The organism is Paenibacillus diazotrophicus, assembly GCF_042610465.1.
In genome coordinates this window covers 295,096-308,449 of the sequence record NZ_JBGJZN010000004.1, presented here as the reverse complement: position 1 = coordinate 308,449, position 13,354 = coordinate 295,096, and the positions used below count along the sequence as shown (strand labels likewise).

Genomic DNA, 13,354 nt, shown 5'->3' with positions numbered 1-13,354 from the left:
CCTTACCTCCGAAAATCGCCGGTAAGGGGTCTTTGCTATTCACCATGAGGCATTGCTGTACAGCGAGGCATTTTTCTCAGGTGAAATGCCTACACGATATGCCTTTTTCACACTCGGCTTCTTCTTGATCTGCTACTCTGCGGATTTGCGCGCCGCCTTATGCGCCGTCTCTTCCGCCAGCTCCGCAAGTACACTGTCCAGACGCAGCTTAAGCTCTTCAGCCAGCTCGACCACTCCCTGGTCGTTACGTACCGCCTGGGAGTCCACAGCGTATACCCCGCCCAGGATATGCCGGGCACCCAGCACGGACAGCACCGGCTTCAGCGCATAGTCAATCGAGAGCAGATGCGCCAGGCTGCCGCCCATGAAGAGTGGCAGTACAATTTTGCCGGCCAGCCCTTTTTGCGGAACCAGGTCCAGGAAGGTCTTCAGGACGCCTGTATAGGACGCCTTATATACCGGGCTGACGACGATGACCGCATCGGCTTCAGCTACCAGACCGTTGGCTTTGACGATGGCTTCGCTCTCGAATTTCGTGTGGATCAGGTCCTCGGGCGGGAGCTCAGCCACATTGATCCGTTCCACTTCAAATCCTTGTTCACGTAAATCTGCCTCCGCATATTCAATAACTGCATTAATCCGCGAGACCAGGGATGGTGTTCCGTTAATGACAACTATTTTGGCCACTTTGCCACCTCTTCCGTTCGTTATGCACTAGAAGCTCCTGCTATTTGTTCCAGCAAGAACCCTTTAAATTAGTACTAATCCTAGCAGATTGCAGGGTTTATTGTCAATCCTGTACAACTCTGCATAACTTCTTGCACCCGGCAAAAACCTGAGCTATAATAAGCGGCAATACTACATCCCGATCAGGCCAGTGACCGGCATCCAACCGTGAGGCGTCTGCGACCGGAGCAATAAGATTGCTCCCTAAGTTTACCGGGTTTCGCCCGTTACCGCGAAGACCAAAGAGGGCCTTATCCTGCTGTGAAGCCAGAGGATTCGGTCAACCTGGGTGGCACCGCGAGCTGACGCTCCTCGTCCCATGGATGAGGGCGTTTTTTGTATTTTTATAAGACAAAAAGGAGCGGATAGCGATGCTGGACATGAACTGGATTAGGGATAATGAGGAACTCGTAAGAAACACGGCAGTATGGAAAAAGGTAGACTTCCCGCTGGATGAACTGCTGACCTGGGACGATAAGCGGCGGGAGCTGCGGCGGGAAACCGAGCAGCAAAGAGCAGAGCGCAATGCACTGACCAAGGAAGTCGAGCGCCTGCTGCGACAGGGAGATACCGGGGCCGGAGAAACAGCTAAGGCGCAAGTGCGGGAGATTAACGCCCGGCTTACGAAGCTGGAGGCGGAGCTGACCGAAGCCGAGCAGCGCTGGGGCGAATTACTGCTTCTAGCGCCGAATCCGGTATCGGCGGATACACCGATCGGCGCAGATGACAGCGAGAACGTGGAGCTGCGGCGAACCGGCAGCCAGCGGGATTTTGGCTTCGCGCCGCGAGATCATGTGGAGCTCGGCGAGCTCCATAACATCATCGATATTCCGCGCGGAGTCAAAGCCGGAGGGCCGCGCAGCTACGTGCTGAAGGGCGCGGGACTGTATCTGCACCTCGCCGTGCAGCGGCTGGCGCTGGATCTGCTGGCTGAACGCGGCTTCACCGTGATGGACGTGCCGGTCATTGTCCGGCCGGAGGCGCTGGAGCGGACGGGATTTTTCCCTGGAGGGATGGACCAGACCTACGAGCTGAACGGTGAAAAGCGCTGGCTGGCCGGAACCTCGGAGGTATCGCTCGTCTCGCTCTACAGCGATGAGATCATCGAGGCGGACACGCCGCTGCGGCTGGCCGGAATGTCGGCCTGCTTCCGCCGGGAGGTGGGCTCGGCAGGTCGTGATGTACACGGCCTGTACCGGGTGCACCAGTTCTCGAAGATCGAGCAGGTCGTGATCTGCAAGAATGATCCGGCAGTCTCGGAGCAGCTGCTGCAGGAGATTCTGGCGAATGCCGAGCATATTCTCCAGCTTCTGGAGCTGCCTTACCGCGTAGTGGCTGTCTGCAGCGGCGACATGTCGCTGAAGACGCATAAGCAATACGACATCGAGACCTGGATGCCTAGCCGCGATGCCTATGGGGAAACCCACTCGGCATCCAATCTGCTGGATTTCCAGGCACGCCGCTCGGGCATCCGCTTCCGTGACGAGAACGGAAGGCTGCAGTACTGCCATACCCTGAACAATACCGCAGTCGCCACGCCGCGAATTCTGATTCCCCTGCTGGAGAACCACCAGCAGGAGGATGGTTCGATCTATATCCCGCAGGCCCTACGCAAGTATATGGACGGGCAGGAAATTCTACACGCCGCTGCGCCGGCAGCGGAGTAACCGCACGATAAAGCCTTGGCCCTTAAGCGGCCGAGGCTTTTTTTTTTCAGAAATAATAAACCAGTGCAGAAGCTGCAGCGATGTTGGTCAAGACCTTGGGCTCCATACCCTTGATATTAAACAATAGTTCGCATATAATAAAACCAATTAAAAGTTCTATGCTTATAGAACAAAATATACAAAATAGAGAAACGGGGAACATACGTGGATTATAAGGTAGAAGTGGATTTTGCCCCCATGCATGAATGTTTTAACAGTCTGAGCGCCTTCCTTGGGAAACAGAACCATAACGCTCTGGAATCTGGAAAGCTCTGGGTCAAGGAGGTTCAGAAGAGGTTCACCCCAGCCCAGCTGCAGAACATGCAGGAATTTTACAAAGAAAATACAGATTTCACGCTCACGCCTTATATCTGGAGTTGTCCTGGAGACCGTTCGGTCGACGGCTTCCTAGATTGGTTCGAGGGCCTGTCTCCGGGGGAATTGTTCGAGACCGCTGCACGCTTTGGATCAACCGTGTCCTCCAATCTTGCCTTACTGCGCACACGCACCTCCAGTATTTTGAGGGAATGGAATGAACAGTATTTCAGCGGAATTGATCCCGCCATTCTTGTAGGGTTAAGTCAAGAGGCGGAAGCCAGACGAACGGAATTGAACGATAACAATGCTATGGAGGTCTACGAACGGGCGACGCAGGGGATGCGGCTGTATCCCGCCAAAGAAGTGAAGCAGATTATCCTAATCCCACAGTACCACGCACGTCCTCTGGTCACTTCATCGCTGTGCGATGAATTTGTATTTACCAGCTATGCCTATGATGCGCTGCCTCCCGAGGAAGGACGGCCCGCTCCCACACTGCTGCGGCTCACCCGGGCGCTGTCGGATGAGACACGGCTATACATTCTCCGCCTATTGGCTGGAAAACAGCTGAGCTTTACAGAAATCGTACGGCAGGTCGGCCTCTCCAAAAGCACGATCCACTATCATCTCATCACGCTGCGCTCGGCCGGGCTGGTCATTGTCCATTCCACCGGCAAAAGCGCGTCCTACAGCCTGCGCCTGGATGCGCTGAATGATCTGCCCAAGCGGATTGCCGATTATTTGGAGTAGCAGGCAGCGGGTTGGATTGAAAGAGCAATCCCCTATGCTGAAAGGCCGCTTAGTGTGTTGTGCACCATTTACGGCCTAAGCCCCTGCCTCAGCTTACATATAAAGGAGTGAATTTCCTATGCTGAAACGCAGCTATTATGGTCTGCTGTCTACCATTTCTTTGAGCGCTTTCGGAGATGCATTCGGGCTACTGGCGATGGAGTGGCTGGTCTATGAACTGACCGGCTCCAAGCTGGCTATGGGCGCGCTGGCGCTCAGCTCCGGCATCCCTGAGCTGCTGTTTCGCTTAATCGGCTCACCGCTCGCCGACCGGCTGCCCCGCGTGCGCTTCATGGCCTGTCTGGCCGCGATCCGGCTGCTGGCCATCGCCCTTCCGCTGGGCATGGGCCTCGCCGGCCAGCTCCAGCTCTGGCATTTATTCGCCGCTGCCGGACTTAGCGGCGCCTGCGCCGCGCTGTTCATGCCGACGGCGATGGCTGTGATTCCCGGCGTCGCGGACAGCCGGAAGCTGGTACGCGCCTTTGCCGTCATCGACGGCTGCAAGGGAGCAGCGACGCTGCTCGGGCCTGCGCTGGCGGGTGTGCTGACCGCAGCCAGCGGGGCGCTCCCGGCACTCGGTATCAATCTGCTCTGCTACACTGCCGCCATCGCCACGCTACTGTACCTGCCGAAGCTTCCGGGGCCAACTACCAAACCGGCTGCCGCCTTAGGCGGCTTCTCCCTCTCCCTGTACATGCGCGAGATGGCTGAAGGTTTTACCTTTTACAAGCAGTTCCCGGCAATGCTCACCATTATGTTCATGGCTTCGGTCAGTAACCTGAGCTCCATCGCGGTCTGGACGATGATGGTTCCCTATGTGCGCGAAGTGCTCCACCGTGATGCCGCAGCCTTGGGAACACTTACCACAGCTTCTGCACTAGGATCGCTGGTCGGGCTGGGCGTAATCTCGGTGCTGGGTGAGATTCAGCACAGACGCCTGGTGATGCTCTGCAGTCTTGGAGCCATTGGAGTCATGACATCCATGTGGGGGCTTATTCCCAGCTTCCCCTTTGCGCTTGCGGCCGTATTTATATCCGGCGCCCTTGGCCCCTTCTTCGGCTCCTTAAGCTCCTCCCTTCATGGACGTCTGGTTCCCGGCAATCTTCAGGGACGGGTTAACTCGATCCGGTTTTTGATCGGCGGCAGCCTGCAGCCCTTTGGCGCTTTTGCCGGAGGGGCGATTGCCGAAATCTACGGTGTGTCCGCTTTGTTCCTCGCCGCTGGACTGCTGCCGGCGTTATGTGCCGGAGCCGCCCTGCTGCTCCCCGGCCTCAGAATGCTTGATGGCGACCTGTCCATGATTGAAGCGAGATATCTGCAGAACAGCAGGCCGGCAGTTGCGCCTCAAGGCGTGACTCCAGCCGCTTCAGCCAAACGGTAAACCCGCAGCCCTGGGTCAATAAACCACGCTGAACCATGGGTCCGTTAGGCCGGCTGATAAGGTCAATTGGCGAAAATAGGAGCTTTCTGGGCCGCATGGACCGCATTGACCGCATGGACTGCACTCGCATGAACACGAACAGGCGACACCCGTATTCCCCGAGCATCGCCTGCAAGTTTCTTGGCTATATAAGCCGAATGGGGGAAACCCTTGTGGACCCAGAGTTTCGCTAATACAGCAAGTAAGATCCTTACGTTCACTCTAATTAATCGAAAAGTTCATCTTCTACGCTATTCCCATAATGGCTCGTATCCCCGTGCAGCAGAATCTCCGCCGCTCCGTCCGTAAAATCAATTCTGCACAGACAGGTAGGATGAATATAAGGCAAATCCCACAGATTCTCCATAGCTCTCTCTTCGAAATAAGCCATCAGCACTTTGATCACTACCGTATGGGTAACAATTAGAATACTCTGACCGTCATGCTCCGCCACTACTTCATGCAGCTTATCCAGAGCCCGCTTCTGCACGCCGGCAAAGGTCTCGCTGCCCTCTACATTGAATTCCTCGGGGTCTTTCCAAAAATTAAAGTGCTGCGCTGAGTCAGCACTCTGAATCTCACCTGATTCCCGCCCCTCCCACAGTCCCATACCAATCTCCTTGAATTCATCACAAGCGATGAGCGGGATGCTCCGCTCGCCCCGGACAATCTCTGCTGTCCGCAAAGCTCTCGGGCTTGAGCTTGAGTAGATGATATCCAGAGGCACCGTTTGCAGTCCCTGGTTCAGCCACTGTGCCTGCTGCTCGCCGAGTGGTGTAAGCGGTGAATCGAGATGCCCCTGCATCCGGTTTTGGACATTCCACTCGGTCTGCCCGTGCCGGGTTAAATATACGGTTGTTGCAGCCAATGTACTCCACTCCTCTATATCACTATTTTCAATACCCACCTGACCTGGTTATACCCGCTTCTGCTCCAGCCACTTCACCGCATAATCCACGATCTCACGCTGCGGGATAAGCTGAGCCGCGGCTGCGGCAACTTTTCCATATGTAATCTGTCCTGTCTCCTGTCCAAAGTCCGTGCCAATGGCGGCAAAATCATCCGAATTCCAGTTATAATCCCTGTATTCCACCCATTGTCTGGCTCCGTCAACCCGCATGGGCGCTCCCGCAGTAACCTCCTGCTTCCCGGCATACTCTGCCCGGTATTCAGCCAAATGGAGTGAAGTATTGTTGAAGCTGTCCACACCAAGCAGCAGTACGCTTCCCTTCAGGTCATAGATTCGGGCCAGAGGCGACTGTTCACCAAAAGCAAAATCCAGCGCATGCCCATCGATAATCTCATCCCTATATCTTCCCCAAGCAGCAAAAGAATGGACCGGATGGCTGCTGCGCCTAACCCCCTTTTGCTTCCGGAAGGTTTCCGGGATCACGCCCATCCCCCTTAGCAGCGTTAGATCCGGGTCATAGGCCGGCATCTGTTCCCGGATGGTCTGCCACCACGCCTCCGGTACCGGCGGATTGCTCCAGCCTGCCGGGTCGGTAACATCTGAGGAGTGGGTCGGCATCACCAAAGTCCCTTCTTCCCCAAGCACCTGCTCCAGCGCCAGAATAACGGCAACCGGCCCGCCTGCCACCCATTGCCCCAGCGATTTAAAAGAAGAGTGCAGCAGCAGCGTCATCCCCTCACGCACCCCCAGCTCCCGAAAATCCGAAGCCAGTGTCTCTACAGTAATAAGCTCCCCTTGTATTTCTTCCACTCAAACGTTCCCCCCTAACACTTTCATTCGATAATCCAGTTGGAATTAGTACACTTCAATTTTCCGTAATCGTTAATAAACACCCAAATACGCTTATAGCTGAAAATTTAAGTTCCCTTTTTCCACCTAAACCCAAAAAAGAGCCTGATATCGCTAAATTAATTATACAAATTACCACTAACAAAGAAGTAACTAAAAGCCTAAGCTGATCACGCGAGCCAGCAGCCACGCAGCCACGCCACCGGTAAAACCGCTGCCGTTCCGGGTTCTTACGATTCCTTATCTCCCAAATGTCCAGAATAGCGCTCCAGGAGAAGCTTGGCTCGGTATTCGCCTGGCGAGATGCCTTCCAGCTCCTTGAACACGCGGGCGAACTGCTTGCTGTTCTCGAAGCCGACGGCTTCGGAGACACCGGCCAGCTTGATGCGGTTCTCAGAGAGCAGCGCTTTGGCATGGCGGATGCGGACTTTTTTGAGATACAGCACAAAGCTCTCTCCAGTGTAGGCCTTGAAGGCCTCACTGAAATAAGAGTAGTTAAGCGACACATGATTGCTCACCATCGCCATATTCAGCGGACGGGTATAATTCGCCTCTATATAAGCCAGCGCTTCCTCCATGTCGGCATGCTCCGTATGGGCAGATTTAATTCCTATAATATAGTCGTTCACCTTAATGAGCAAATGCTCCAGTGTCCGGTAATAGTCATGAAAATGGCGGAAATTATACAGATTGCCCACCGTACGGTACAGCTTGAGCACTTCTACAGAGGCCTCCCCGTGCAGCCGGAATACCTCATCGAGTACCCGTTCGTTCATGCTGCGTCCTACCTGTTCAAGATACGCCAGATCGAGATGCTGTAAATGATCCAGCTGAAAAATCGTCCCCAGCAGGCTCTTAATTTCCTTCTCGCGGTCTGTACCGAGCATGTTCAGCAGCTTGCGCAGCTCCTCCTCCGGCCATGCAAAACGCAGCCGTCCTTCCCGGAAATCCGCGTAGTCGATGAAGCTGGACTGCGGCGGCAGGAATGTATACTGCAGCGCGCGGCAAGCCTCTTTGTACGCGGTACGGAAGTCTGCCGGATTCCGGTTATCACCGCTGATACCGATGAGCAGCCCATTCAGTTCTCTTGTATCAGCCTGCCGGGACAGCTCCCGGAACGCCTCCTTGCTGCCTCCGACCAGGACCAGCTTCCCTTCCCAATCTGTCAGAACTTCAGCAAACGGCCCGGCCAGCGGTCCGGTCATCCGCTCGATCAAACCCTGAACTTCACCAGGCTTCATGCGCTTCCCGTCTTTGTAATAGAAATTCAGCACACCCACTGTAAAAGGAACAGGCAACCGGTCCAGCTCCTGCAGCTGCGTTAGTGACGGCTCCACAGGCTCCTGCATGAGCAGTTCGCGCAGGCGGGCATTACGCAGCTCCTGGCGGTAGCCCTCCGTCTCCTCAGCAAGCCTGCGGGAGCTTGACTCCTGCTCCAGACACTCTCTGTTGATCTGCTCCAGAATTCCGAATAACTCCTCGCGTCTTATCGGCTTCAGCAGGTAGTCCTTGACGCGGTAGCGGATTGCGCTTTTGGCATATTCGAAATCATCGTAACCGCTCAGAATGACGACCGCCGGTCCTTCCCCGCCTGGCTCAGCTTCAGCGGCAAGACGCTCCAGCAGAGTAATCCCATCCATCACCGGCATGCGGATATCGGTAATAATAATATCTCTGCGCTCCTGCTGATACAGCGCCAGTGCCTCTGCACCGTTCCCCGCGAGCTCGATGCTGTAACGGGACGGGTATTCCCGCTCAATCATGGCCTTCAGGCCCTGTCGGATCATTTTCTCATCATCTATGATCAGCAGCTTCTTCATGTCTGTCTATCCCCCGTCAAAAGAACTTTAGGCAGCGTCATGAACACCGTCGTCCATTCCCCCGCTTGACTCTGCACTTCCAGCCCGTATGCGTCCCCATAGAATAACTGCAGCCGCTGATGTACATTCCGCAGTCCAATACCGCCAACTCTGTAACCTCCTGCCGCTGATCCGGAAGCATCCGCTCCCGGTTCATCCTTGGCATAAATCAAGGCATGCAGCTCCTTCAGGCGCTCGGGTGTCAGTCCGAACCCATTATCCCGGATTGCAATGAAGATGTCCCCCTCTGCCTCTGAAATCTGGATGCGGATGGAGCGGTCCTGCAGCTCTTCCTCTCTGGAAGACCAGGCATGCTTCACGCTGTTCTCCACCACCGGCTGCAGCGACATTTTCAGTACCTCCAGTTCCAGATAAGAGGGAGCAATCAAAAGCTCCAGCGTAATGGGATGCTCAAACCGGATATTCATCACTTCGATGTAATTCTCGATATGGCGGATTTCATCCCGCAGCTTCACATACTCGCCGGACCATTTGAAATTGTACCGCATCATGCCGCCGAGCGAAGTCAGGGCATCGGAAATGCCCCGCTGATTCTCGATCTCTGCCAGCATCTTAATATTTTCCAGCGTATTGTAGAGGAAATGGGCATCAATCTGGTTATGCAGCGTCCGAAGCTCCGCCTCTTTGGAGAGCGCCTCCTTGTTCACCGCCTGGGCCACCAGTGTATTGATCGTATTCATCAGCTTGGAGAAATGATGCGCCAGCTCTCCGACCTCCCCGCCTCCGCGGATGCTGATGCCCGTATACGCCTCCCCTCTGCGCACCCGTTTCATCGTCTCTGTTAACCGGCGCAGATTCTTCAGAATGAAGGCATTCAGCACATAAGCTATAACCGTAACCAGAACGATAAAACCGATGTTAAGACCGATAATCAGATTGCGGGTATGAGAAATATCCCTCATGACACCCTCCATCGACACCACATTCAGCAATGAAGCGCCAATCTGAGGAATCGGGGTCTGAATCAGCAGAAAAGAGTTGCCATCCTCCTTGTAGTGCACATCCCACTCCCCGGTTTTCTCATACTGCTGCAAGCGTTCGGCAATCGCTCCGTTCAGCTTCGGGTTATCCTGCTCAAAAGAATGGTCCGCCCGCGTAAACAGCTGCAGCCCGTCCCCTGCGATGAACATCTGAGACTGGTTGTCACGCACATCGGTATAGGTTTTTGGCGTGAAGCGACTGAGCAGCATATCTACCTGAATCATGCCGACATGATGGCCGGCCGGAATGCTAATTTCCCTCAGCAAAGAAACCTTGGGCTGCCCCTGCGGTGCATGGCCCGTATAGCGCTGCATAAGATCTGGATCGCTCTTCTGAAAAGACCACAGCTCCTGCCCCTGCAGCTTCAGTGCTTGCTGAAACCATGGCTCCATGGACACCCGGTCCTCCCGGAAAATAATCGGCCAGATCTCGTGCACCTCCTTGCTCGCCGAATACAGCCGCAGATGCTCAATATTGGGATTATTGAATTGAATCCGGTTCAAATTCACATAAGTGGTCGTATTGAAATCAATCAGTTCTCCAAGTGAAGGGTCACTCTCATTAAGCAGATAATTCTGGATCACCTTGTCGGAATAAGCCATCTGCGCCGCACGCTCCATGGCTTCGATCTGATTGAGGATATGCATCTTTTCCATTTGCAGTAAATAGTTGTTTTTGTCCACAGCATCGCGGACATACGTATTATTGATCGCTCTATAGGAATAGAGGGACACCAACAGGCAGGGACCCAAAATAATGAAAATATAGGCCGCCACCAGCCGGCTTTGCAGCGATCTCCGTCCCCACCAATAGCTGAAGGAGCTCCATAATGCCCCGGTTCGTGTGCGCATGTTCACCTGTATCCTGTACACCTCGCCTCAAAGGCCGCAGATTAGACAAGCAGAAACAGCTAAGCCGTCCTTCTACAGGACGGTACCGTTTCAGTAAGAAATAGAAGGATAATGAATTGCGTGAATCCTATAAATTCTTATATTTAGAAAATAACCCAAAAGCCCGCAGTCAGCGGGCCATTGGGCATTATTCTAGAGAGTTACATTCCAAGTTTCTTTTTGTTCTCTTCATATTTCGTCTGGCGGTAAGCATCGAAGGTCGCTTGACCTTCTTTTTCTTTCTTCGCCAGATACTCGCTCCAGAGCTTATCGAACTCAGCATCGGAGGAAGCCATCAGCAGCTTCGGCAGCGTTTTGCCGCGAAGGGTTTTGAGCTTGGTGGCGATAATGCCTTCAGGCGAGTTGCCTGTAGGATCAATCTGCTGGAATTCCGAAGTGTTGACCGCTTTGCCGCGGGTCCAGTCTTCCAATTGTTTGAAAGGCTCAACTGATTTTGGAGCCCATTGGTCTGTAATATTCGTATTTTGCATCATCCAGAAGGTGAAGGAAGATCCATACTTTTTATCGAAGGCTGCACGGTCCTTGTTCATTAAATCAAAGGCTTCAGGAAGAAACTGATCCTTCCCGTCAATTGTATCATAGCTGACCCCTTTTTCACCCAGATAAAGATCCTTGTTGCCTTCTTCACTGTTCAGGTAGCTGAGGAATTTAATCGCCCGGGCTTTATCCTTCACATCCTTGGAGATCAGCGTTACGGTCCAGCCGGAGATCCCCGGGCCGTTCAGTGCCGGAGGGTCCATCTTGGTGTTCGCAGGTCCGTCTACAGCAATATAAGTTTGTTCAGGATTCTTTTGGAAAATGGTGCCGAGCTGTGAAGCAAAGTCAGTGCGTTGATAGAGCATGGCGAAATAGCGGCCTTGTGCGATCTTTTCTTCCATTTGAGCACGTTTGTCAATGAAAATATCCTTAGCCAGCAGTCCGTCCTGGTTGGCCTGACGGAGCGTTTTCATCCATCTTACATATTCAGGGTCGGTTTCGCGGTCATAGACCTTGCCGTCCTTTTCCCAAGGAATGTTCAGGAAGTTCTGAATGTAACCTTCCAGCGAGTCGTTGCCGTTCTCCGTGAACTCATGAAGACCGAGCGGAATAATCGGCTGGCCGTTAATCTCAGGGAATTTCTCCTTCGCCATCTTCAGTGCGTTCAGGAAGCCCTCCGGTGTGCGCATATCCGGACTGCCGATGGCTTCGTAAATATCCTTGCGGACTACAAAGGTCTGGTTGGAGACATAGCTATCACCGTATTTTTTATAATCAGCAGGTGAAGATGAGGAGTTAGGATAGCCGTATACATTGCCGTCCGGTTGTGTGTACCAGCCCAGCTTATCTGCATCGGATACTTTAAAGAAGTACGGGTCGTATTCTTCGGCCAGCTTGTTCAGCGGAAGCACCAGATTACCCTCGATCATCTTCTTGATCGCATCTTCCCAGAAGCCCAGCGTAATGAAGTCAGGCAGCTTGCCGGAAGCAATCAGAGTGTTGAGCTTCTCATTCTCATTTCCTGCGGGAACGATAAAGTTGATATTTACACCTGTCTTTTTCGTTACGTATTGGGAGGTAGGATCTACACCCCATTTATTCGGAAACCAGGCGAAATTCAGATACCAGTCGAACGTGATCGGTGAGGTGTCGCTTTTCCAGCCCGGCTCATCCGCTGAGACCGCTGATGCAGCCGGCTCCGCCGGTGCTTTGGTAGCCTCTGCCGTCTTTGTAGCGTTGCCCGCGTTATCCTTGCCATTATTTCCGGCATTATTGCCATTCGAACAGCCCGTTGCCGAGAATGCCAGCATCAGCCCCAAGAGCAGCAGTACCATTGCTTTCGGCTTGCGTTTCATGCTCATGCTTATTTACCCCTTTTCTGAGATTGTAGTAAATTATAAGCTCAACTCCATACCCCACATGTACCCGGGTGCCGGAGGAGTTACCTGTTGCTTGAGTGGCTTGAGGCTTAAGTTGCTTACCTCAAGACAAACCTTTAGCCCTTGATCGAGCCAATCATCATGCCCTTTACGAAATAGCGCTGCAGGAACGGATAGACGAATACGATCGGCAGCGTAGTGACCACCATGGTAGCCAGCTTGATAGACTGTGAGGTCACGCTTTTGGTAACACTGCTGCCCTGCACGGCCACCATCATCTGGTTAGAGCTGGACTGTGCCACCACCCGGAACAGGTAAGTCTGAATCGGCTGCAGGTCCGGATTGTTGACGTAGATGATCCCGGCGAAGTAATCATTCCACTGATACACACCATGGAAGAGGGCAATCGTGGCAATGACCGGCATGGATACCGGAAGCACGACCCGCAGGAAGATCGACCAGTCATTGGCACCGTCAATCCGTGCCGCCTCCTCAAGACCCTCGGGAATTTCCCGGAAAAAGGTCATGAAGATAATGAGATCGAAGAAGCTGAACATCACCGGAATGATATAGACCATGAAGTTATCCAGCAGATGCAGGTCCCGGTTCAGCAGAAAGGTCGGGATGAGGCCACCGTTGAAGAATAGGGTAATCGTACCCAGCAGGATATAGAACTTGCCGCCGATGAGCCCTTTACGGGATAAAGCGTAGGCCACCATCGCCGTGAAGAACACGTGTACCAGCACGCCGAGCACCGTTTTGGCAACGGTAATTCCCATGGCCTGCATGATGCCGGGACTCGCAAACACCGCGTCAAAATTCTTCAGGCTGAACATTCGCGGCCACCAGTAAATCCCGCCCAGCATCGCATCATTTCCGTCATTGAAGGCATTGATCAGCACGTACCAGATCGGGTAAAGCGTCAGGAAACAGACACACAGCATAATCAGATTGTTGACGATATCAAACAGGGCTTCGCCCTTCGTCTTGCGCTTGAGTGCAAACATT

The 13,354-nt window shown here is 53.6% G+C and carries 10 protein-coding genes; 3 read left to right on the top strand and 7 right to left on the bottom strand.

All coding sequences use genetic code 11. The features are described 5' to 3' along the window. Nucleotides 1–132 precede the first annotated feature (132 nt). Nucleotides 133–687, bottom strand: coding sequence for an NADPH-dependent FMN reductase (ssuE, locus tag ACAN54_RS18240; RefSeq protein WP_379158300.1), 555 nt, complete (start codon nt 685–687; stop codon nt 133–135). Between the two features lie 410 nt (nt 688–1,097). Between ssuE and serS the strand changes: the two genes are divergently transcribed. From serS to ACAN54_RS18225, 3 genes are all read left to right on the top strand, one after another. Further along, the gene (gene serS, locus ACAN54_RS18235; RefSeq protein WP_379158296.1) at nt 1,098–2,393 is read left to right on the top strand and encodes a serine--tRNA ligase; all 1,296 of its coding nucleotides are present in this window, start codon (nt 1,098–1,100) and stop codon (nt 2,391–2,393) included. 204 nt (nt 2,394–2,597) lie between these two features. Beyond that, nucleotides 2,598–3,500, top strand: coding sequence for an ArsR/SmtB family transcription factor (locus ACAN54_RS18230; protein ID WP_379158292.1), 903 nt, complete (start codon nt 2,598–2,600; stop codon nt 3,498–3,500). A gap of 118 nt (nt 3,501–3,618) precedes the next feature. After that, nucleotides 3,619–4,920, top strand: a complete 1,302-nt coding sequence (locus ACAN54_RS18225; protein WP_379158289.1) for an MFS transporter — start codon at nt 3,619–3,621, stop codon at nt 4,918–4,920. 265 nt (nt 4,921–5,185) lie between these two features. Here ACAN54_RS18225 and ACAN54_RS18220 read toward each other — a convergent pair whose 3' ends face one another. From ACAN54_RS18220 to ACAN54_RS18195, 6 genes are all read right to left on the bottom strand, one after another. Beyond that, complete coding sequence (locus ACAN54_RS18220) at nt 5,186–5,866, bottom strand: histidine phosphatase family protein (RefSeq protein ID WP_379158286.1); 681 nt, start codon at nt 5,864–5,866, stop codon at nt 5,186–5,188. A gap of 9 nt (nt 5,867–5,875) precedes the next feature. Then, nucleotides 5,876–6,679: an AAC(3) family N-acetyltransferase gene (locus ACAN54_RS18215; protein ID WP_379158283.1), complete on the bottom strand. Its 804-nt coding sequence runs from the start codon at nt 6,677–6,679 to the stop codon at nt 5,876–5,878. A 269-nt stretch (nt 6,680–6,948) separates the two neighbouring features. Next, nucleotides 6,949–8,538 (bottom strand): response regulator, encoded by a 1,590-nt coding sequence (locus ACAN54_RS18210; protein ID WP_379158280.1) that lies wholly within the window; start codon nt 8,536–8,538, stop codon nt 6,949–6,951. Continuing rightward, nucleotides 8,535–10,430, bottom strand: a complete 1,896-nt coding sequence (locus ACAN54_RS18205) for a sensor histidine kinase (protein ID WP_379158277.1) — start codon at nt 10,428–10,430, stop codon at nt 8,535–8,537. Before ACAN54_RS18205 ends, ACAN54_RS18210 begins: the two co-directional genes overlap by 4 nt. Before the next feature lie 200 nt (nt 10,431–10,630). Further along, nucleotides 10,631–12,328 (bottom strand): type 2 periplasmic-binding domain-containing protein, encoded by a 1,698-nt coding sequence (locus tag ACAN54_RS18200; RefSeq protein WP_379158274.1) that lies wholly within the window; start codon nt 12,326–12,328, stop codon nt 10,631–10,633. 134 nt (nt 12,329–12,462) lie between these two features. After that, nucleotides 12,463–13,353: a carbohydrate ABC transporter permease gene (locus tag ACAN54_RS18195; protein WP_379158271.1), complete on the bottom strand. Its 891-nt coding sequence runs from the start codon at nt 13,351–13,353 to the stop codon at nt 12,463–12,465. Nucleotide 13,354: the final 1 nt, after the last annotated feature.